General features: G+C 70.4%; 23 protein-coding genes and 1 tRNA gene. 8 read left to right on the top strand and 16 right to left on the bottom strand.

All coding sequences use genetic code 11. The annotated features are described in order from the left end of the window. Positions 1-5: 5 nt before the first annotated feature. A tRNA-Leu gene (locus tag ACS04_RS06545) sits at positions 6-80 on the top strand. A gap of 61 nt (positions 81-141) precedes the next feature. Here the strand turns inward: ACS04_RS06545 and rdgB are convergent. The 4 genes from rdgB to ACS04_RS06525 form a co-directional block, all read right to left on the bottom strand. Continuing rightward, positions 142-747, bottom strand: coding sequence for an RdgB/HAM1 family non-canonical purine NTP pyrophosphatase (rdgB, locus tag ACS04_RS06540; protein ID WP_048475575.1), 606 nt, complete (start codon positions 745-747; stop codon positions 142-144). Positions 748-785: 38 nt separating this feature from the next. Beyond that, positions 786-1,172: a hypothetical protein gene (locus ACS04_RS06535; RefSeq protein WP_048475565.1), complete on the bottom strand. Its 387-nt coding sequence runs from the start codon at positions 1,170-1,172 to the stop codon at positions 786-788. Positions 1,173-1,340: 168 nt separating this feature from the next. Further along, a complete protein-coding gene (gene rph / locus ACS04_RS06530) occupies positions 1,341-2,066 on the bottom strand; it encodes a ribonuclease PH (protein WP_030299875.1) in 726 nt (241 codons plus the stop codon). A gap of 107 nt (positions 2,067-2,173) precedes the next feature. Continuing rightward, complete coding sequence (locus ACS04_RS06525; RefSeq protein WP_078864490.1) at positions 2,174-2,479, bottom strand: PTS sugar transporter subunit IIB; 306 nt, start codon at positions 2,477-2,479, stop codon at positions 2,174-2,176. Positions 2,480-2,607: 128 nt separating this feature from the next. Here ACS04_RS06525 and ACS04_RS06520 point away from each other — a divergent pair, with 128 nt between their 5' ends. Both ACS04_RS06520 and ACS04_RS06515 read left to right on the top strand, forming a co-directional pair. Then, positions 2,608-3,909, top strand: a complete 1,302-nt coding sequence (locus ACS04_RS06520) for a PTS transporter subunit EIIC (RefSeq protein WP_048475563.1) — start codon at positions 2,608-2,610, stop codon at positions 3,907-3,909. 238 nt (positions 3,910-4,147) lie between these two features. Further along, positions 4,148-5,404 (top strand): PTS transporter subunit EIIC, encoded by a 1,257-nt coding sequence (locus ACS04_RS06515; protein ID WP_048475562.1) that lies wholly within the window; start codon positions 4,148-4,150, stop codon positions 5,402-5,404. Between the two features lie 96 nt (positions 5,405-5,500). Here the strand turns inward: ACS04_RS06515 and ACS04_RS06510 are convergent, their stop codons facing one another. Further along, complete coding sequence (locus tag ACS04_RS06510) at positions 5,501-6,253, bottom strand: MBL fold metallo-hydrolase (protein ID WP_048475561.1); 753 nt, start codon at positions 6,251-6,253, stop codon at positions 5,501-5,503. Positions 6,254-6,469: 216 nt separating this feature from the next. On the opposite strand from ACS04_RS06510, the gene ACS04_RS06505 reads away from it, so the two are divergent. Further along, a complete protein-coding gene (locus ACS04_RS06505; RefSeq protein ID WP_048475560.1) occupies positions 6,470-6,892 on the top strand; it encodes a hypothetical protein in 423 nt (140 codons plus the stop codon). Next, on the top strand, positions 6,889-7,239 hold the full coding sequence (locus tag ACS04_RS06500; protein ID WP_048475559.1) for a DUF488 domain-containing protein: 351 nt from the start codon (positions 6,889-6,891) through the stop codon (positions 7,237-7,239). The genes ACS04_RS06505 and ACS04_RS06500 overlap by 4 nt, the downstream gene beginning before the upstream one ends. A gap of 15 nt (positions 7,240-7,254) precedes the next feature. On the opposite strand, the gene ACS04_RS06495 is transcribed toward ACS04_RS06500, so the two are convergent. From ACS04_RS06495 to clpS, 7 genes are all read right to left on the bottom strand, one after another. Further along, entirely contained in the window at positions 7,255-8,205 is a 951-nt protein-coding gene (locus ACS04_RS06495; RefSeq protein WP_048475558.1) for a PLP-dependent cysteine synthase family protein, read from the bottom strand. Then, positions 8,205-8,492 (bottom strand): MoaD/ThiS family protein, encoded by a 288-nt coding sequence (locus ACS04_RS06490; RefSeq protein WP_030158638.1) that lies wholly within the window; start codon positions 8,490-8,492, stop codon positions 8,205-8,207. Before ACS04_RS06490 ends, ACS04_RS06495 begins: the two co-directional genes overlap by 1 nt. Before the next feature lie 83 nt (positions 8,493-8,575). After that, entirely contained in the window at positions 8,576-8,683 is a 108-nt protein-coding gene (locus tag ACS04_RS40255; RefSeq protein WP_324603773.1) for a putative leader peptide, read from the bottom strand. A gap of 77 nt (positions 8,684-8,760) precedes the next feature. Next, positions 8,761-9,183 carry a M67 family metallopeptidase gene (locus ACS04_RS06485; RefSeq protein WP_048475557.1) on the bottom strand — a complete coding sequence of 141 codons (423 nt, stop codon included), beginning with the start codon at positions 9,181-9,183 and terminating at the stop codon, positions 8,761-8,763. 76 nt (positions 9,184-9,259) lie between these two features. Further along, positions 9,260-10,729 carry an amino acid permease gene (locus ACS04_RS06480; protein WP_048475556.1) on the bottom strand — a complete coding sequence of 490 codons (1,470 nt, stop codon included), beginning with the start codon at positions 10,727-10,729 and terminating at the stop codon, positions 9,260-9,262. Between the two features lie 318 nt (positions 10,730-11,047). Beyond that, positions 11,048-11,665: a DUF2017 domain-containing protein gene (locus tag ACS04_RS06475; RefSeq protein WP_048475555.1), complete on the bottom strand. Its 618-nt coding sequence runs from the start codon at positions 11,663-11,665 to the stop codon at positions 11,048-11,050. Further along, positions 11,665-11,979 carry an ATP-dependent Clp protease adapter ClpS gene (gene clpS, locus ACS04_RS06470; RefSeq protein ID WP_030866534.1) on the bottom strand — a complete coding sequence of 105 codons (315 nt, stop codon included), beginning with the start codon at positions 11,977-11,979 and terminating at the stop codon, positions 11,665-11,667. The genes ACS04_RS06475 and clpS overlap by 1 nt, the downstream gene beginning before the upstream one ends. 81 nt (positions 11,980-12,060) lie before the next feature. Here clpS and ACS04_RS06465 point away from each other — a divergent pair, with 81 nt between their 5' ends. Continuing rightward, on the top strand, positions 12,061-13,389 hold the full coding sequence (locus ACS04_RS06465) for a nicotinate phosphoribosyltransferase (RefSeq protein ID WP_048475554.1): 1,329 nt from the start codon (positions 12,061-12,063) through the stop codon (positions 13,387-13,389). A 150-nt stretch (positions 13,390-13,539) separates the two neighbouring features. After that, positions 13,540-14,142, top strand: coding sequence for an isochorismatase family protein (locus tag ACS04_RS06460; RefSeq protein ID WP_048475553.1), 603 nt, complete (start codon positions 13,540-13,542; stop codon positions 14,140-14,142). A 58-nt stretch (positions 14,143-14,200) separates the two neighbouring features. On the opposite strand, the gene ACS04_RS06455 is transcribed toward ACS04_RS06460, so the two are convergent. Together ACS04_RS06455 and ACS04_RS06450 are read right to left on the bottom strand one after the other, a co-directional pair. Next, a complete protein-coding gene (locus tag ACS04_RS06455) occupies positions 14,201-14,503 on the bottom strand; it encodes a hypothetical protein (RefSeq protein ID WP_048475574.1) in 303 nt (100 codons plus the stop codon). 113 nt (positions 14,504-14,616) lie between these two features. After that, positions 14,617-17,028: an immune inhibitor A domain-containing protein gene (locus ACS04_RS06450; RefSeq protein ID WP_245236302.1), complete on the bottom strand. Its 2,412-nt coding sequence runs from the start codon at positions 17,026-17,028 to the stop codon at positions 14,617-14,619. Positions 17,029-17,412: 384 nt separating this feature from the next. On the opposite strand from ACS04_RS06450, the gene ACS04_RS06445 reads away from it, so the two are divergent. Beyond that, positions 17,413-17,793: a hypothetical protein gene (locus ACS04_RS06445; protein ID WP_048475551.1), complete on the top strand. Its 381-nt coding sequence runs from the start codon at positions 17,413-17,415 to the stop codon at positions 17,791-17,793. Positions 17,794-17,852: 59 nt separating this feature from the next. Here ACS04_RS06445 and ACS04_RS06440 read toward each other — a convergent pair whose 3' ends face one another. Together ACS04_RS06440 and ACS04_RS06435 are read right to left on the bottom strand one after the other, a co-directional pair. After that, on the bottom strand, positions 17,853-18,605 hold the full coding sequence (locus tag ACS04_RS06440) for an RDD family protein (RefSeq protein ID WP_048475550.1): 753 nt from the start codon (positions 18,603-18,605) through the stop codon (positions 17,853-17,855). An 88-nt stretch (positions 18,606-18,693) separates the two neighbouring features. Next, on the bottom strand, positions 18,694-19,366 hold a 673-nt coding region (locus ACS04_RS06435), incomplete at its 5' end, for an RDD family protein (RefSeq protein WP_048475549.1).

Here is a 19,366-nt window from a genome sequence, read left to right as displayed (position 1 = left end):
GCGATGGGCCCGTACCCCAGCTGGCCAGAGGGCGCCGGTTTAGGTCCGGTGTGTCGTGGGTTCGAGTCCCACCGGGCCCACTCCGAGAAAGCCCCGTACGCGAGTGCTCGCGTACGGGGCCTTCGGCGTGGTCGGGGGGGGTCAGGCGACCAGGGCGCGGATGAAGGGGACCAGGGCCCTGAAGGCCTGGCCCCGGTGGGAGATGGCGTTCTTCTCCGCCGCGGTGAGTTCCGCGCAGGTGCGGGTGTCGCCCTCGACCTGGAGGATCGGGTCGTAGCCGAAGCCGCCCGTGCCCGCCGGGGCGTGGCGCAGGGTGCCCAGGAGGCGGCCCTCCACGACGCGTTCGGTGCCGTCCGGGAGGGCGAGGGCCGCCGCGCACGCGAAGTGGGCTCCGCGGTGCTCGTCGGCGATGTCCCCGAGCTGGGCCAGCAGCAGGTCCAGGTTGGCCCGGTCGTCGCCGTGCCTGCCCGCCCACCGCGCCGAGAAGATGCCGGGCGCGCCGTTCAGGACGTCCACGCACAGGCCCGAGTCGTCGGCGATCGCCGGCAGACCGGTGGCCTGCGCCAGGGCGTGCGCCTTGAGGAGGGCGTTCTCGGCGAAGGAGATGCCGGTCTCCTTGACGTCCGGGATCTGCGGGTACGCGTCCGCGCCGACCAGCTCGTGCGGCAGGCCGGCGTCGGACAGGATGGCGTGGAGCTCGGCGATTTTGCCCGCGTTGCGGGTGGCGAGGATCAGGCGGCTGGTCATGCCCACCATTATCCGGCCCCCTCCGGGCGGGTGACGGCTCAGCCCGGGGTGCAGACCTTCGACAGTTCCTTCGCCGCGTCGGCGACCGGCTGGATGTCGGGGGTGGTGTTGCCGTTCTCGATGGCCGTGCGGACGTTCTTGACCGCCGTGGTCATCGAGGAGACGGCCTTGCTCAGGTCGGCGTTGTCGGTCTGGTCGCCGACCTTCTTGAGGTTCGCCTCGATCTGGTTGAGCGCGTTCTGCGCGTCCTGCGGGCTGTTGCCGGCCTGGGAGACGGCCTGCTGGAGGTCGTTGGCCCCGTCGGTGATGGCCACGGCCGTGTTCGCGCAGTCCATCGCCGTCGAGATCGCGTCACAGGACGTCAGCGCCGGTACGGCGAGAGCCGCTGCGAGCACGACCGCCGCTATGCGGTGCTTCGGGTTCATGTTCGGATCTCCCAGTGGTCGACTACGGATGCATGGAGGTACGGAGGTACAGCGGTACGGATGCACGGAGGTACGGGTACGAGGACGGGCGCACGGCTTCGACACCGTGCGCCCGTACTCAGGGGGACGCGTCGGCGGCCCCCGCGGTTCTGTCCTTCGTCCTGCCGGTCAGAGCTGGAGCGCGCCCAGCTGGATGGCCTCCAGGTCGGCGCAGCCGCCGGCGGCCAGGTCCAGGAGGGCGTTGAGCTCCTTGCGGTCGAACGGCTCGCCCTCGGCGGTGCCCTGGACCTCGACGAAGCGGCCGTCGCCGGTGCAGACGACGTTCATGTCGGTCTCGGCGCGCACGTCCTCCTCGTAGCAGAGGTCGAGCAGCGGGACCCCGTCCACGATGCCGACGCTGACGGCGGCGACGGTGCCGGTGAGCGGCTTGCGGCCGGCCTTGATCAGCTTCTTCTGCTGGCCCCAGGCGACGGCGTCGGCCAGGGCCACATAGGCGCCGGTGATGGCGGCGGTGCGGGTGCCGCCGTCGGCCTGGAGGACGTCGCAGTCCAGGACGATGGTGTTCTCGCCCAGCGCCTTGTAGTCGATGACGGCGCGCAGGGAGCGGCCGATGAGGCGGGAGATCTCGTGGGTGCGGCCGCCGATCTTGCCGCGTACGGATTCGCGGTCGCCGCGGGTGTTGGTGGAGCGGGGCAGCATCGAGTACTCGGAGGTGACCCAGCCTTCGCCGCTCCCCTTGCGCCAGCGCGGGACGCCTTCGGTGAAGGAGGCGGTGCAGAAGACCTTGGTGTCACCGAAGGAGATGAGGACGGAGCCCTCGGCGTGCTTGCTCCATCCCCGTTCGATGGTGACCGGGCGGAGCTGTTCGGGCGTGCGGCCGTCGATGCGAGACATGCGTCCGAGCCTAGTGGGTGGCCGGGTGGGCGGGCGCCGGGTACGCGAAGACCCCGTCCGGGTGGGTCCGGTACGGGGTCTGGCGGAGGTGGGAGCGGGAGCTCAGCTCACATCATGTCTTCGATGTCGGCGGCGATCGGGTCGGCGTCGGTGCCGATGACGACCTGGACCGCGGTGCCCATCTTGACGACGCCGTGGGCGCCGGCGGCCTTCAGGGCGACCTCGTCGACGAGGTCGGGGTTGACGACCTCGGTGCGCAGGCGGGTGATGCAGCCCTCGACCTCTTCGATGTTCTCGATGCCGCCGAGCCCGGCGACGATCTTCTCAGCCTTGGTGGCCATGTTTTCTCCCTGAGTTCTACGAAGAACGACCTGCGCGGTTCGCTTCGTCACGGTAACGCACGGTTGGCCCATCTACGCGAGCGCATGACCGGGGTCTGCCGAATCATGACGATCAGCAGCAGCCTGCCCCGCAACTGGTCTACACCAGTGTGCCGCACGTGCTGCCCCTGCCAAAAACGGGCCGTTCAGGGAGGATGCCGATGAGTGCGAGCAGTGCCGCGGCCGCACCGCAGCCGAAGTGGTGGAACGGCCTGTTCCAGGGGCTGCAGAAGATGGGCCGCAGCCTCCAGCTGCCGATCGCGGTGCTGCCCGCGGCCGGCATCCTGAACCGGTTCGGCCAGCCGGACATGTTCGGCAAGGACGGCCTGGACTGGACGAACGTCGCCAAGGTGATGGCGGCCGCGGGCGCCGCGCTGCTCAACGCGGACCTGGGCCTGCCCCTCCTCTTCTGCGTCGGCGTCGCGATCGGCATGGCCAAGAAGGCGGACGGCTCGACGGCTCTGGCGGCGGTGGTCGGTTTCCTCGTCTACCGGAGCGTGCTGCGCGTCTTCCCCACGAGCTGCCCGGCCGGAACGAGGGACGTCGGGGGCGGCTGCCTGGGGCCGGACTTCACCTTCGCCGAGTACACCTTCCAGAACCCGGGGGTCTTCGGCGGCATCGTGATGGGCCTGCTGTCCGCCTGGTTCTGGCAGCGCTACCACCGGGTGAAGCTGGTGGACTGGCTCGGCTTCTTCAACGGCCGCCGGCTGGTCCCGATCATCATGACGTTCGTGGCGATCGCCTTCGCCGTGCTCTGCCTGCTGATCTGGCCGCCGGTCGGCGACGCGCTGGAGAGCTTCTCCGACTGGATGGTGGGCCTGGGCTCCTGGGGCTCCGGCATCTTCGGCATCGCGAACCGGGCGCTGCTGGTGATCGGCCTGCACCAGTTCCTGAACGTGCCGGTGTGGTTCCAGTTCGGCAGCTACACCACGCCGGACGGGCTGACGGTGCACGGCGACATCCCGATGTTCCTGAACGGCGACCCGGACGCCGGCCTGTTCCTGTCCGGCTTCTTCCCGATCATGATGTTCGCGCTTCCGGCGGCGGCGCTGGCGATCACGCACTGCGCGAAGCCGCAGCGGCGCAAGGAGGTCGGCGGTCTGATGCTGTCGGTCGCCCTGACGTCCTTCGTCACGGGCATCACGGAGCCGCTGGAGTACTCGTTCCTCTTCGTGGCGCCGGCGCTGTACGTGGTGCACGCCGTACTGACGGGCGTTTCCATGGCGGTGACGTGGGCGCTGGGGGTCCACGACGGGTTCAGTTTCTCGGCGGGGCTGATCGACTACGTCATCAACTGGAGCCTGGCGACCAAACCGTGGCTGATCATCCCGATCGGGCTGGGTTTCGCGATCGTGTACTACGCGGTCTTCCGCTTCGCGATCACGAAGTTCAACCTGCCGACCCCGGGCCGGGAGTCGGACGAGGAGATCGCGGCGATGGAGGCGGAGAACACGAAGGCGTAACGGACCCCGCTCGCGGAAGGCCCCCGGATCCACGGATCCAGGGGCCTTCCGCATGTGTGGTGTAGACCACAGGAAATCGAAGGTTCCTTATCTATCCCCGACCATGCTACAACTGGTCTACACCACCCATTGGTGTAGACCACGCAAGCCCGGTCCGGAGCTCGCGTACCCCCGTTTTGAGACGCCGCCATCCCCCGTTGCACCCGCTGGGCGGCGCCTTGCCTTCTGGAGGAACCTCATGTCCACAGCCACCGCTGCGGAAAAGAAGAAGGGCGCGGGCGTGATGGCCGTCATGCAGCGCATCGGCCGGAGCCTCATGCTCCCCGTTGCGGTGCTCCCGGCCGCCGCGCTGCTCGTCCGCCTCGGCGACAAGGACATGCTCGGCGACCCCTCGCTGCCGACGTTCCTGACCAAGATAGCCGGATACATGTCCGCCGGCGGTGGCGCGATCCTCGACAACATGGCGCTGCTCTTCGCCGTGGGCATCGCGATCGGCTTCGCCAAGAAGTCCGACGGTTCGACCGCGCTCGCCGCGGTCACCGGCTACCTGGTCTTCAAGAACGTGCTCGCCACGTTCACCGACTCGAACCTGCCGAAGGTCGCCAAGGCGGTCGACGGCAAGGTCGTCATGATCGAGGCCCCGGTCGACGCCAAGGTCCTCGGCGGTGTCGTCATGGGCATCGTGGTCGCCCTGATCTACCAGAAGTTCTACCGGACCAAGCTGCCCGAGTGGGCGGGCTTCTTCGGCGGCCGCCGCCTCGTCCCGATCCTCTCCGCCTTCGCGGGTCTCGTCATCGGCATCGTCTTCGGCCTGATCTGGCCGGTCCTCGGCACGGGTCTGCACAGCTTCGGTGAGTGGCTGGTCGGCTCCGGCGCGGTCGGCGCGGGCATCTTCGGTGTCGCCAACCGTGCGCTGATCCCGGTCGGCATGCACCACCTGCTGAACTCCTTCCCGTGGTTCCAGGCCGGCGAGTACCAGGGCAAGAGCGGCGACATCTCCCGCTTCCTGGCCGGCGACCCGACCGCCGGACAGTTCATGACCGGCTTCTTCCCGATCATGATGTTCGCCCTTCCGGCGGCCTGCCTCGCGATCGTGCACTGCGCCCGCCCCGAGCGCCGCAAGGTCGTCGGCGGCATGATGTTCTCCCTCGCGCTGACCTCCTTCGTCACCGGTGTCACCGAGCCGATCGAGTTCACGTTCATGTTCATCGCCCCGGTGCTGTACGCGATCCACGCGGTGCTGACCGGTGTCTCCATGGCCCTGACGTGGGGTCTGGGCATGAAGGACGGCTTCGGCTTCTCCGCCGGTGCCATCGACTACCTGCTGAACCTGGGCAAGGCCACCAACCCGCTGGGCCTGGCGGTCGTGGGCCTGTGCTTCGCGGCGGTGTACTACGTGGTCTTCCGCTTCGCGATCACGAAGTTCAACCTCCCGACGCCGGGCCGCGAGTCCGACGAGGAGCTCGCCGAGCTGGCGAAGGCCGAGGCCAAGTAGGAACACCCGCGTACGGCGAAGCCCCCGCACTCCTCTTCCGGGAGGGCGGGGGCTTCCTCGTACGCGGGGGCGGAGGGCGGAGCCGCGGGGCCTCGCTCAGATCTCGTAGACGGCGCCCGCGTACGCCAGGTCCACCGGGCCGTCGAAGACCGCGCGGGCGTCGGCCAGGTTCTGGCGGGCGTCGGTCCACGGCGGGACGTGCGTGAGGACCAGCCGGCCGACCCGGCCGCCGTGCGCGACCTGCCCGGCCTCCCGCCCGTTGAGGTGGAGGTCGGGGACGTCCTCCTTGCCGTGCGTGAAGGAGGCCTCGCACAGGAACAGGTCCGTGCCCTCGGCCAGCATCCCCAGTTCGGGGCAGACCCCGGTGTCGCCGGAGTACGTGAGGGAGCGGCCGCCGTGTTCGACGCGGATGCCGTAGGCCTCGACGGGGTGGCAGACCCGCTCGGTGCGGACCGTGAACGGGCCGATCCGGAAGCTGCCGGACTTCAGGGTCCGGAAGTCGAAGACCTCGCTCATGGAGCGCTCGTCGGGGACGTCCTCGTACGCGGTCGTCAGGCGCTTCTCGGTGCCTTCGGGCCCGTAGACGGGAATCGTGCCGCAGCGGCCGCCCTCGTGGCGGTAGAAGCGGGCGACGAAGTACGCGCACATGTCGATGCAGTGGTCCGCGTGCAGATGGCTCAGGAAGATCGCGTCGAGGTCGTAGAGACCGATGTGTCGCTGCAGCTCGCCCAGGGCGCCGTTGCCCATGTCGAGGAGCAGCCGGAAGCCGTCGGCCTCGACGAGGTAGCTCGAACAGGCCGATTCCGCGGACGGGAACGACCCCGAGCAGCCGACGACGGTGAGCTTCATGGAGCGAGAACCTCCGGGGACGGTCCGTGGACGGAATGCGGGCCGTGCGTGGGTCGAGCGTAAGGCGCGAAACGTCCGGTCGCTCCTCCGCGGCAGGCCGTTGTGGGGGGAATCACCTGTGCTGTCACCCGGGGGAGCGACGGTGGGCACGGGCGTGCCGGTGCGCCGCCGGTGCATTGCCGCGCCGGGGGGTGGGGGCGCGACTACCTTCGGAATATGGACACGTCCTGGTGGCCCGCGGCGGCCGCGGTGGTGGCCGTGGCGCTGGTGGTGCTGGTCGCGGGGCGGCGGCCGGGGCGCGCCGCCCGGGCCGCGCCGCCGCACGGGCCGGGCGCGGCTCCGCAGCCGCGGGCCGGTGAGCTGTGGGCCCTCGCGGACGGGCGGCTGTGCCTGGTGCTGGCGGTGTCTTCCGTACGGGTCCACCGGGCGCGGGTCGCGTGGATCACCGGGAAGTACGACGACCGGCGGGCCGGGGTGATCCCGCTGCCGCCGGGGACGGTGGGGGCGCAGGGCCGGGCGGGCTTCCTGGAGGCGGACCGGCCCGAGGAGGTGTCGGTGTGGGAGTTCGCCGGCCGGCTCGGGGTGCTGGATCCCGCGGTCTGGGACGAGGTCAAGGGACTGGGAGGCGGCGGCCGGTGATTCGGGTGCGGCGCGTTTACGATCCGCCGGAGCCGGCGGCGGACGGCGTACGGGTGCTGGTGGACCGGCTGTGGCCGCGGGGCCTGGCGAAGGCGGCGGCCGCGGTGGACGAGTGGCCGAAGGCGGTGACCCCGTCCGGGGAACTGCGGAAGTGGTTCCACGGGGGCGGGGGCTCGGCACGGGAGTTCCGGGCCCGGTACGAGGCGGAGCTGGCGCAGCCGGGCGCCGCGGCCGAGCTGGAGCGGCTGCGCGGCCTGGCCGGAGCGGGGCCGCTCACGCTCCTGACCGCGGTGAAGGACCCGGCGTCGAGCCACGCCGCCGTGCTCGCGGAGCTGCTGGGCGGCTGAGCCGCGGGGCCGCGGCTACGCCCAGAGCTGGCCCTGGAGGGTTTCGATGGCCTCTTCCGTCGTCTTCGCCGTGTAGACGCCCGTCGAGAGGTACTTCCAGCCGCCGTCGGCCACGACGAAGACGATGTCCGCGCTCTCGCCCGCCGCGACCGCCTTGCGGCCCACGCCGATCGCCGCGTGCAGGGCGGCGCCGGTGGAGACTCCCGCGAAGATGCCCTCCTGCTGGAGGAGTTCGCGGGTGCGCGTCACCGCGTCCGCCGAGCCCACCGAGAAGCGGGTCGTCAGGACCGAGGCGTCGTACAGCTCCGGGACGAAGCCCTCGTCGAGGTTGCGCAGGCCGTAGACCAGGTCGTCGTAGCGGGGCTCCGCCGCGACGATCCGTACGCCCGGCACGTGCTCGCGCAGGTAGCGGCCCGCGCCCATCAGGGTGCCGGTCGTGCCCAGGCCCGCCACGAAGTGGGTGATCGTCGGGAGGTCCCGCAGGATCTCGGGGCCCGTCGTGGCGTAGTGCGCGCCCGCGTTGTCGGGGTTCCCGTACTGGTAGAGCATCACCCAGTCGGGGTGCTCGGCCGCCAGCTCCTTGGCCACCCGGACGGCGGTGTTCGATCCGCCCGCCGCCGGCGACGAGATGATCTCGGCTCCCCACATGGCCAGCAGGTCACGCCGCTCCTGCGAGGTGTTCTCCGGCATGACGCACACGATCCGGTAGCCCTTGAGCTTGGCCGCCATCGCCAGCGAGATGCCGGTGTTGCCGGACGTGGGCTCCAGGATCGTGCAGCCGGGGGTCAGCCGGCCGTCCTTCTCGGCCTGCTCGACCATGTGGAGCGCGGGGCGGTCCTTGATCGAGCCGGTCGGGTTCCGGTCCTCCAGCTTGGCCCAGATGCGGACGTCGTCCGAGGGCGACAGCCGGGGCAGCCGAACGAGCGGCGTGTTGCCGACCGCGGCCAGCGGGGAGTCGTAGCGCATCAGACGGAGCCGCCGGCGACCGCCGGGAGGATGGTGACGCTGTCGCCGTCCTTGAGGGCGGTGGAGATGCCGTCCAGGAAGCGGACGTCCTCGTCGTTGAGGTAGACGTTCACGAAGCGGCGCAGCTTGCCGCCGTCAGCGCCCTCGACGATTCGCTCTCGAATGCCCTTGTGGCGCGTCTCCAGGTCCGCGAAGAGCTCGGACAGCGTGGCGCCCTCACCGCTGACGGCCTTCTCGCCGTCGGTGTAGGTGCGGAGGATGGTGGGGATGCGGACCTCGATGGCCATGGCTGGCTCCAGTGGTGAAGTAAAGGCGTAAGGGGCGTGAAGGGCGCGCGGCGCGAAGGCCCCCGCGCGAGGGGCTGTGGTGCTCAGGCGGCAGGACAGATGCTGCTGGCGAGGCGGCACAGGTCGACGTGCAGCCGCGCCACGAGCAGCAGCCTGCCGGGCGTCTCGATGCTCACGTCGTGGGGAACCATGCGGTCATGTTAACGATTCCCGGTCCCCCGTTTGGAGTGTGATCCCGCATCGTGGACGCAAACCGCTCACATCGTGGTCAGTAGCCCGTTACGACCTGCACTTCTTCCTCCGTGATGACGCCTTCGACGATCCGGTACGAGCGGAACTGGAACTCCCCGAGGCCGTCGGTGTCGGCCGTGGAGACCAGGACGTAGTGCGCGCCGGGCTCGTTCGCGTACGTGACGTCCGTACGGGAGGGGTAGGCCTCGGTCGCGGTGTGCGAGTGGTAGACGATCACGGGCTCCTCGTCCCGGTCGTCGAGCTCGCGGTAGAGCTTCAGCAGGTCCTTCGAGTCGAACTCGTAGAACGTGGGCGAGCGGGCCGCGTTGAGCATCGGGACGAACCGCTCGGGGCGGTCGGTGCCGGCCGGTCCGGCCACGACGCCGCAGGCCTCGTCGGGGTGGTCCTTGCGGGCGTGCTCGACGATCTGGTCGTACAGCGCCTGGGTGAGGGTCAGCATGGTCGACAGGATAAGCAGACGGGCCCTCCCGTACCGAGGTGTGGTACAGGAGGGCCCGGATGCTGGACAGGACCGGTCAGGCGACCGGCTCGGCAGCCTTGTCGGACCCGCCGGCCTTGTTGAAGGCGGCTCCGGCCGGGTTGCGCTTCTTGAGCACCAGGTACGAGACACCCAGGATCAGACCCCACAGCGGCGCGCAGTACAGCGAGACGCGGGAGTCCTTGTCGATGCCCATCATCACGATGACCATGCCGATGAACAGCAGGGCGAACCAGCTGCTCCAGGGGGCGCCGGGGGCCCGGAAGGGGGACTGCGGCAGCTCGCCGCGGTCGGCCTTGGCGCGGTAGCGGATCTGGCAGACCAGGATCATGATCCAGGCCCACATGCCGGAGATGGTGGCGAAGGAGACGACGTAGTCGAAGGCCTTGCCCGGGGCGACGTAGTTGATCCAGACGCCCACCAGCATCAGCGCGGCGGAGAAGGTGGTGCCCACGAGCGGGGTGCCGCTCTTGGTGAGCTTGGTGAAGAACTTCGGGCCCTGGCCGTTGAGCGCGAGGTCGCGCAGCATGCGGCCGGTGGAGTACATGCCCGAGTTGCAGGAGGACAGGGCGGCGGTCAGCACGACGAAGTTGACGATCGCGGCGCCGACGCCGAGGCCCATCTTCTCGAAGGCCAGCACGAACGGGCTCTCGCCCGCCTTGAAGTTGGACCACGGGATGACCGACATGATCATGATGAGGGCGCCGACGTAGAAGACGGCGATGCGCCACGGCACGGTGTTGATGGCCTTGGGCAGGGTCTTCTCGGGGTCCTTGGACTCGCCGGCGGTGACGCCGACCAGCTCGACCGCCAGGAAGGCGAACATGACGATCTGGAGCGTCATCAGCGTCTCGCCGATGCCGTTCGGGAAGAATCCGCGGTCGCTCCAGAGGTTGGAGACGGAGGCGGTCGCGGCGGCGTCGGAGAAGCCGATGGTGAGGATGCCGGCGCAGATCAGGATCATGCCGACGATGGCGGTGACCTTGACCATGGAGAACCAGAACTCCAGCTCGCCGAAGAGCTTCACGGAGATCAGGTTGGCGGCGTAGAGGATGACCGTGAAGATCAGCGCGTAGGCCCACTGCGGGAAGCTGTCGTGGGTCCAGTACGACATGTACTTGGCCGCCGCGGTCACCTCGGTGATGCCGGTGACCACCCAGAAGAGCCAGTACGTCCAGCCGGTCGCGTATCCCCAGAAGGGGCCGAGGAACTCCCGGGCGTAGTCCGAGAAGGAGCCCGAGACCGGGCGGTACATCAGCAGCTCGCCGAGGGCGCGCATGATGAAGAAGATGACCAGGCCCGCGATGGCGTAGGCCAGGATCAGGCTGGGACCGGCCTTCGAGATCGCCTTGCCGGCGCCCAGGAAGAGGCCGGTGCCGATGGCTCCGCCGATCGCGATCATCTGGATCTGGCGGGCTCCGAGTGCGCGGTGGTAACCCTCGCCACCCTCGGCCGCGGCGCCCTCGCCGGGCGTCTTGTCGTGCTGCTCGACCTGCACAGAGGTCATGTCTTGGTGCGCCTTTCTCCACGCCGACCCGCGCCTTCGAAGGCAGCGGATCGGGTCCTCGATCCCCCCGGATACGGATGGAGTTGCACCCGGCGGTCAGCCGGTTCCAGCGGGCCGGGGACATGGGTGGCGCCCCGCGGCGGTCGTGAAGATTTATCACGGGCTTACGGGTGGCCGGAGCACGGAAAAGTGACCTGTGGCACAAGAAATTCGGGACACAGGACCCGAAACGCATCAGATCACCGCATCGCGGTGATCTGATCGTTATCCGGATTTGAGCGTCCGCTGAGCGAACGGTGTGCGCGTCGCCGGAGTTTCTCAGAGCGTTTCGATGAGCGTCTCCTGGAGGCCGCCGAGCCACAGGTACGCCATCACCATCGGCTTGCGCGGATCGTCGTCCGGCAACCGGAAGAGCATGGCGCTCTCGTCGTCCTCGGTGATGTCGAGCCGCGCGGCGATCGTCAGGCGCAGGTCGTTGAGCGCACCCAGCCAGCGCAGGGGAAGCTCTCCGGTGAGCTCCAGCACCGCCGCGTCGTCCCCGCCGGGCGTGAGCCCGTCCAGGCTCCGTACGACGGCCAGGGCGTCCTCCCGCTTGCGGCTGCGCAGGTCGTTCTCGGTGAACCGGCGGAACTCCGCCGACCGGGCGGCCAGCTCGGCCGGGTCCACCGTGCGGTCCTCGGGGCCGGGGCCGCCGTACGCGTCGGGGAACAGCCGCATCAGCGCGGGGTCGGACGGCCGCTCGACGGGCTTTTGGCCGCTCTCCGCGAACAGCGCGGCCAGCGGGTCGGCGCCCTCGTCGGGCTCGGGCGCGCCCGGACCGATGAGCTCCAGCAGTTGCACGGCCAGCGAGCGCAGGATGGAGACCTCGACCTCGTCCAGCGCGATGGCGGCGCCGCCGCCCTTCAGGGCTTCGAACATTCCGGCGGAGCGCCCCATCAGATGCGGTCCTGGGAGAGGGTCGCCCACAGGCCGTAGCCGTGCATGGCCTGCACGTCGCGCTCCATTTCCTCACGGGTGCCGCTGGAGACGATCGCCCGCCCCTTGTGGTGGACGTCGAGCATCAGCTTGTGCGCCTTGTCCTTCGAGTAGCCGAAGTACGCCTGGAACACGTACGTCACGTAGCTCATGAGGTTGACCGGGTCGTTGTGCACCAGGGTCACCCAGGGAACGTCGGGTTCGGGGACCGCGAAGGTCTCTTCGGCCGACTCGGTGCGTTCGATCTCAATGGGAGCAACACTCACTTGTCCCATGCTGCCACTGCGACCGGCCCGTCGCACAAACGGGTCCCGAGATCTCGTCACTTTGACGAAATGTGCGCTAGCATCCGTGACATGAACCCTGCGGACCTGGGCCTGCCGGTGGACGTGCCGTCGACAGCGCTCTTCACGGATCATTACGAGCTCACGATGCTGCAGGCCGCCCTGGCGAACGGCACCGCCGACCGCCGGTCGGTCTTCGAGGTCTTCACCCGGCGGCTGCCCGAGGGGCGCCGCTACGGCGTGGTGGGGGGCACCGGGCGCGTCCTGGACGCGGTGGAGAACTTCCGCTTCGACGCCGCCGTGCTGGAGTTCCTGCGCGAGCGGGCCGTCGTCGACATGCGGACCCTGGACTGGCTGTCCTCGTACCGCTTCTCGGGCGACATCTGGGGCTACCCGGAGGGCGAGGTCTACTTCCCCGGCTCCCCGGTCCTGCGCGTCGAGGGCAGCTTCGCCGAGTGCGTGCTGCTGGAGACCGTGATCCTGTCGATCCTGAACCACGACTCGGCGATCGCGGCCGCCGCCTCCCGGATGGCCTCGGCGGCCGGCGGGCGGCCCCTGATCGAGATGGGCGCGCGGCGCACGCACGAGCTGGCCGCGGTGGCCGCCTCGCGGGCCGCGTACGTCGGCGGCTTCACCTCCACCTCGGACCTGGCGGCCGGCTTCCGGTACGGGATCCCGACGGTCGGGACCTCGGCGCACGCCTTCACGCTGGTGCACGACACCGAGCGGGACGCCTTCCAGGCCCAGGTGGCCTCGCTGGGCAGCGGGACCACCCTGCTGGTGGACACGTACGACGTCGCCGAGGCCGTACGGACGGCCGTCGAGGTCGCCGGCCCGGGGCTGGGAGCGGTCCGGATCGACTCCGGCGACCTGCTGCTGGTCGCGCACCGGGTGCGCCAGCAGCTCGACGAGCTGGGGGCGACGGCGACGAAGATCGTGGTCACCTCGGACCTGGACGAGTACGCGATCGCCTCGCTGGCGGCTGCTCCGGTGGACGCGTACGGCGTCGGCACGCAGCTGGTGACGGGCAGCGGCCACCCGACGTGCTCGATGGTCTACAAGCTGGTGGCGCGGGCCGCCTCGGCGGATCCGAAGGCCCCGCTGGTGGCGGTGGCGAAGAAGTCCTCGGGCGGCAAGACCTCGATCGGCGGCCGCAAGTGGGCGGCGCGGCGCAAGGACGCCGACGGGGTCGCGGAAGCCGAGGTGGTCGGCACCGGCGCGGTCCCGGCGGCGCTCGCGGACGAGCAGCTCCCCGTCCAGCTGGTGAAGGCGGGAGAGGTGGTGGCGCGGGAGTCCCTGGAGGCCGCGCGCGACCGCCACCGCGAGGCCCTCGCGAGCCTGCCGCTCTCCGCGACGCAGCTCTCGCGCGGCGAGGCCGTGATCCCGACCGAGTACGCGTAACCCCGCGCCGGGCCCCGCGTGCGGAGGGGGGCCGGGGGCCCAGGCCGCAGCGGGGGCCGGGGGCCTGGGTGCCGCCCCCGGTTTCGGGCAGGGGCGGGACGGGGGAAGAGCCCGCGCAGCGGCAACCACGACAACCGAAGGACACGCGACATGCACCGCGCACTGATCGTCGTCGACGTACAGAACGACTTCTGCGAGGGCGGCAGCCTCGCGGTCACCGGCGGGGCCGACGTCGCCGCCGCGATCACCGAGCTGGTCGGCCAGGCCACGGCCGGCTACCGGCACGTGGTCGCCACCCGCGACCACCACGTCGACCCCGGGTCGCACTTCGCGCACCCCCCGGCCGAACCGGACTACGAGAACTCCTGGCCGGTGCACTGCGTCGCCGGCACCGAGGGCGTCGGCTTCCACCCGAACTTCGCCCCGGCCGTCGCCTCGGGAGCGGTGGCCGCCGTCTTCGACAAGGGCGCGTACGAGGCCGCGTACAGCGGTTTCGAGGGCGCCGACGAGAACGGCGTCCGGCTCGCGCAGTGGCTGCGCGACCGCGAGGTCACCGAGGTCGACGTCGTCGGGATCGCCACCGACCACTGCGTACGGGCCACGGCCCTCGACGCCGCGCGCGAGGGCTTCGCGACGCGCGTGCTGCTGGACCTCACGGCCGCCGTGGCCCCCCACACGACCTCCCGGGCGGTGGAGGAGCTGCGCGCGGCCGGCGTGAAGCTGGTCGGCGAGAGCCCCCGCCAGACGCCGTAGGGGCGGTAGGGGCCGCTGAAGGGGGCCGAAGGGGCCGACGGGGCCGCGTCGCGAGCCCCTAGCGGCCCAGGAGGGCGCGGATCGGGTGCCAGAGCTCCTGCGCCCGGTCCGGGGCGCCGCGCCACAGCAGGCCGTCCGGGTGGTGCAGGACGGCCGTGACCTCGTCGGGGGTCGGCGGCTGTGCGTTGCCGCGCAGGTACACCGCTCGCATGCCGAGGTTCCGCAGCCTGGTCAGGGCGCGGGCCCGGTTCGCGGCGTGCACCAGGACGCGGACGTTCCCGCCCTCGCCGCAGGGCCGCGGCAGCGTGAGCGCGACCACCACGCTGCCGCCTGGCAATCTGACGAAACCTCCACCGGGCATGATCTTCAGCTCCCCCGTCAATAAGAAAAACTCGCACCCGCATCTAAACGCGATCGGCCGCCGCCCGCTAGGGGGCGACGGCCGATCATGCTTTGACCTGCGGGTTTGCCGAGTTACTTGACGGCGGGCCCGACCTCGATCGTCATCTGGAGACCGTCGTAGGTCTCCTTCGCGATCTTGATCTTGGTGTTGGTGTCAGCGACCTTCACCGAACCGGTCGGGTTCTCGTCGTAGTAGTACTTGCCCTTGTGGTCGTCGAAGACCAGGTTCGCGGGCTTCGGCTTCAGGAACAGCGACTCACCGTTCTTGTGCAGGGTGAACGCGTCCGTCGAGTACGCGCTGAAGGTCGCGTCGTACGGCTGGATCTTGTTGCGCAGCAGGGTGCCGTCCGACCACTTCATCGGCTTGGCGTTGGCGTCGATCGGGAGGATCAGACCCGAGCCCGGGTGCTGGCTGGTGTTGTTGTCCTTCTGGGACTTGTCCCAGAGCCAGATCAGCAGGCCGTCCTGGTACGGGTAGTGCTCGACCCAGCCCGGCTTCGAGTTGGCCCAGCCGAAGTTGTACGGGCCCACCTTGAGGGTGGAGTCGTACGAGACGTAGCGGCGGTTCTCCGCGATGTAGTACTGCGGGTACTCCTTGGTGAACCCGGAGCCCTGGCGGGAGAAGCCCTTGGCGGTCCAGCCGTTGTCGCCGTTCTCGGCGCCGTCGGTGAACAGGGTCTGGCCGTCCGCGGTGATCGCGAGGGCGTCGGCGGTGAAGCCCTTGCCGCCCGCGCCGCCGTCCGTCTGGTAGCGGAAGCGGAGGTCGATCTTCTTGCCGGCGTAGGCGTCGAGCGGGAACTTCAGGTCCTGCCAGCCGCCCGAGACGTCGGTCAGACCGGCGTTGCCCGCGGCGTCGGCCGGGATGGCCTTGCCGCCCGCGGTGCCGTTCAGGACGGTCCAGGTGGCGCCGCCGTCGGTGGACACCTCGGTGTAGAGGTAGTCGTAGTCCTTCTCGATGTCCCACCAGCCCTTGAGGCCCAGTGCGGCGGAGGACTTGCCGGTCAGGTCGACCGTGCGGGTGAGGGTGTTCTTGAGGTCGTCACCCATGTTGCTCCACCACTGCGAGGAGCCCTCGGCGGGAGCGACGATGTCGGTCTTGACCTGCTTCTTCGGCAGCTCGACGACCAGCGCCTGCTTGTCCTTGGTGTTGTACTCCGACACACCCAGCTTGTGGGTGGACTTCGTCGCGGCCTTGGCCGTGTCGTAGTTCAGCCAGCCCAGCTGCAGCTTGTCCCAGGCGGTCATGTCGCCCGGCATGTCGCCTATGGAGTCCTTGCCCTCGCCGAGCCAGGAGCCGGCGGACATCAGGGACCAGAAACCGACCGAGTTCTCGCCGCCACCGGAGGTGTCGTAGAGGTCCGGCAGACCGAGGTCGTGGCCGTACTCGTGCGCGAAGACGCCGAGGCCGCCGTTCTCCGGCTGCATCGTGTAGTCGCCGACCCAGATGCCGGTGTCGCCGATCTGGGTGCCGCCGGCCTTGTTGTTGGCCGGGCCGGTCTTGCCCGCGTCGGTGCCGTAGGCGTACCAGCGGTGCGCCCACAGGGCGTTGGTGCCCTGCACGCCGCCGCCGGCCGACTCGTCCTCGCCCGCGTGGACGATCTGGAAGTGGTCGATGTAGCCGTCGGGCTCGTTGAAGTTGCCGTCGCCGTCGTAGTCGTTGCGGTCCCACTGGTCGTACTGCGCCAGCGTGGCCTTGATCTCGGCGTCGGTCTTGCCGGCCTTCTTCTGGGCGTCGACCCAGGCGTTGACGCCGTCGCGGACGGTGTCCCACACGTTGGCGCAGTTGGTCTGGCCGCAGTAGTTGGAGCCGTAACGGGCCTCGTTGTTCGGGATCTTGACCCAGTCGGCGACCTGGCCGTCGACCGAGTAGCGACCCGAGGAGGTCTTCTCGTAGTAGGTCTTCAGCGAGTCCTTGCCCTGGCCGGTACCGAAGTACAGGTCCTGGAAGTAGTCGCGGCTGAAGTCCTTGCGCCAGGCCGTGCTGTTGTTTTCCTTGCGGTCCGGCTGCGCGATGGTGTTGTGCAGCGGACCGGGGGTGCCGCCGTACTTCGGGACCGGCGGCTTGGGGCCGTTGGGGCCGTCCGGGTCGAACATGGTCGTGTTGTCGACCTGGTCGCCGAACTCGACGAGGATCGTGAAGATCTTGTCGGTCTTCTCGCGGCCGAGCTCGACGTACTTGCTGTCGTCGAGCTTGACGACCTTGGAGGCGCCTCGCTGCTCCACGGTCTTCTTGCCGGACAGCACCTGGTCCAGGGCGGCTTCGCGGGCCTGCGCCTGCTGGTCGCTGAACGGGCCCTTCAGGTTGTGCTGGACCGCCTCCTTCGCGGGGGAGGTCGGGTCCTGGCGTTCCGCGGCGGGCGCGGTCGACGGCGCCTCGGAAGCCTGGGCCGTGACGAGGAAGGCGCCGGAAGCCGCGGTGGCGGCCAGTGTCACGCCGACGGCTGCGGCGCGCAGCGCTCGTCTGCTAGCGGAATTGCTGGTCACTTGATGTCGTTCCCCTCCCGCGGCCGCGACACAGGTCGGAACATCTCCGTTGGAGTGGGGGGTTCCGCGCGGCGCGCGTCTCAAGTGACGACATTTGACCGGAGAGTCGAGGGAAAAGACAGACCTTGACTTGTTCCTTACAACTGCACTATGCGGTCAGGTAGTTCCGGTATGCGGACGTTCCTCTGCCATATGGGACGAAGGCCGCGTCCTGCACCCCGGCGTGTGACGCGCAATGATCCCGTACGCCCCCCGTGCGCCGGGCACCGTGGGTTAGGTCACGCTTACTGGCGGTTCCGCCCGGGAATTCCCCGACGTAGAGTCCCTTGACGCGCGACCTAGTTGAGCCGACTCCCCCTCCCCGCCTCGAGGACGGATACCGCCATGCCGCGTCCGACTGCCGCCCAGTTGTTCTACGGGTCCGCCACCGTCGTCGTGTCCACCATCGCCATGCTGCTGCTCTCACAGACGAGCACGGGGCGCGGGATCGCCGTCATCGCCACCGCCGCCCTGGCCCTCGGACTGCTCGTCGCGCTCACCGCGGCCAGCCCCCGCCGGCGCGGCCGCCATGCGGCCCCGGCCGGGACGGTCCGGGCCAATGCCCGCACCCCCCGTGTTTCCCCCGGTGTTACCGAAATCACGCCCGCCGGCGCCCCCGCGAACGCTCACGGGACCGCGCCCGGACCGGTGCCCGCGGACGCGGCGGCGGCCGCCCGGGTGCCTGAGCCCCGGACGGCCGCCGTCGAACAGCCCGTCCACCACTGAGCCGTACGCCGCCCCGCCGCAGCGGGACCCGGCCCTGCTCCCGCGGGTGCGCCGCGCCGCTAGGCGGTGACCACCACGGTCTTGCCCACTTTGTCGTGCAGGCCCTGCTTGTACGGCTTGTCCACGAGGATCGAGACGATCAGCACGATCTGCCACAGGCAGGGGCAGCAGATGAGCGCCGGCAGCCAGAGCATCGCGGCCCGGCCGAGCGCGGCGCCCGACTGCGGGACGCTGCCGTCGTTGAGCATCGCCACGCGCAGCCCGAGCGCCTTCTTGCCGAGCGTGCGGCCGTCCTTCCTCGTGAACCACCAGTCGTAGCCCACGAAGAACAGGATCGAGATCAGCGTCATCGCCAGGCCGCTGCCGCTGTACGACTTGGTGAAGACCTCGCTGACGTCCTCGCCCTTGTTCGTCTCGACCGTGTACCTCTTCGTGCCGAAGGCCAGCTGGATGAGGAACAGCGGGATGAGCACGATGACCACGTCGATGATGCGGGCGCCCAGCCGCTTGCCGAAGTCGGCCAGCGGGGGCATCCCGGCGAGCGGATCGGGCATGCCGTAGCCGCCGCTGCCGCCGTACGGGCCTCCCGGGGGCGGAGGCGGGGGCGGAGGCGGGTAGCCGCCCGGCGGAGGCGGGTAGCCGCCGCCTCCCGCGCCCCCGCCGCCGTACGGACCGCCCGGCGGGGTGGGCGGCGGGCCGCCCGGGGGCCGGTCGTACGGCGAACCGCCCGACGGAGGCGTCGGCTCCTGGGGCTTCTTGAGGAACGGGTCGTCCTCGGGCTGCCGGCCCGGCGGCGGCTGATCGGTACTCATGGCCCGAGTCGAACCCGGCTCCGCGCACCCCGCAACGGGACGGCGTCCGTTCGGGGGAAGAGGGCCCCGGCGGCCCGCGGACCGGGGGTCAGCGGGCCACGTACGTGCCCGCCGCCCGGTCGTGCCAGCCCCGGCGGCGGGGGCGGTCCCCGAGGCACCAGAGGCTGCCGGGGAGCCCGAGGAGCACGTACACCAGCCAGCGGCGCAGGGCCGCGCCGAACGTGGGCGGGCGGAGGGTGGCGGCGGACAGGACCCGGACGCCCAGGAGCTTCTTGCCCGGGGTGCGGCCCCAGCGGGCGGTGGGGAGCGCCTCGTAGAAGACCCCGAAGAGGAGTACGGCGGCCAGGACCAGGCCGAGGTATCCGGCGATGGTGGAGTCGAACAGCCAGACGGTGGTGGTCCTGCCGCTGCCCTTGGCGGCGTCGACCTTGGCTTCGAGGTGGGCGGTGGCCGCGGGGAGGAGGGGCCGGGCGGCGGCCGCCGCGACCGCGGCGAACACGAGGGTGTCCAGCAAGCGGGCCGCGGCGCGGCGTACGAGCCCGGCGGGCCGGGTGGCCCGCTCGGCCATCCGCTCGAACACGGCCCGGTCGGTGACACGGGGTACGGCGCGCCCGTCCGCCGGAGCCGTCCGGCCGGGTGCCGATCCGGCGTCGAGGCCCCGGGCTTCGGCGGGGGCACCGGCCCGGCGGGGCCCCGGGGCGGAATCGGACGCGGAGGCAGGCTCGGACGCCGGCGCGGAGGCCGGCTCCGACGCCGATGCG

Source organism: Streptomyces roseus (assembly GCF_001044425.1).
In the GTDB taxonomy this organism is placed as follows: Bacteria; Actinomycetota; Actinomycetes; order Streptomycetales; family Streptomycetaceae; genus Streptomyces; species Streptomyces roseus.
The sequence above is the reverse complement of the archived record's forward strand: the minus strand, read 5'-3'. Positions and strand labels throughout refer to the sequence as shown.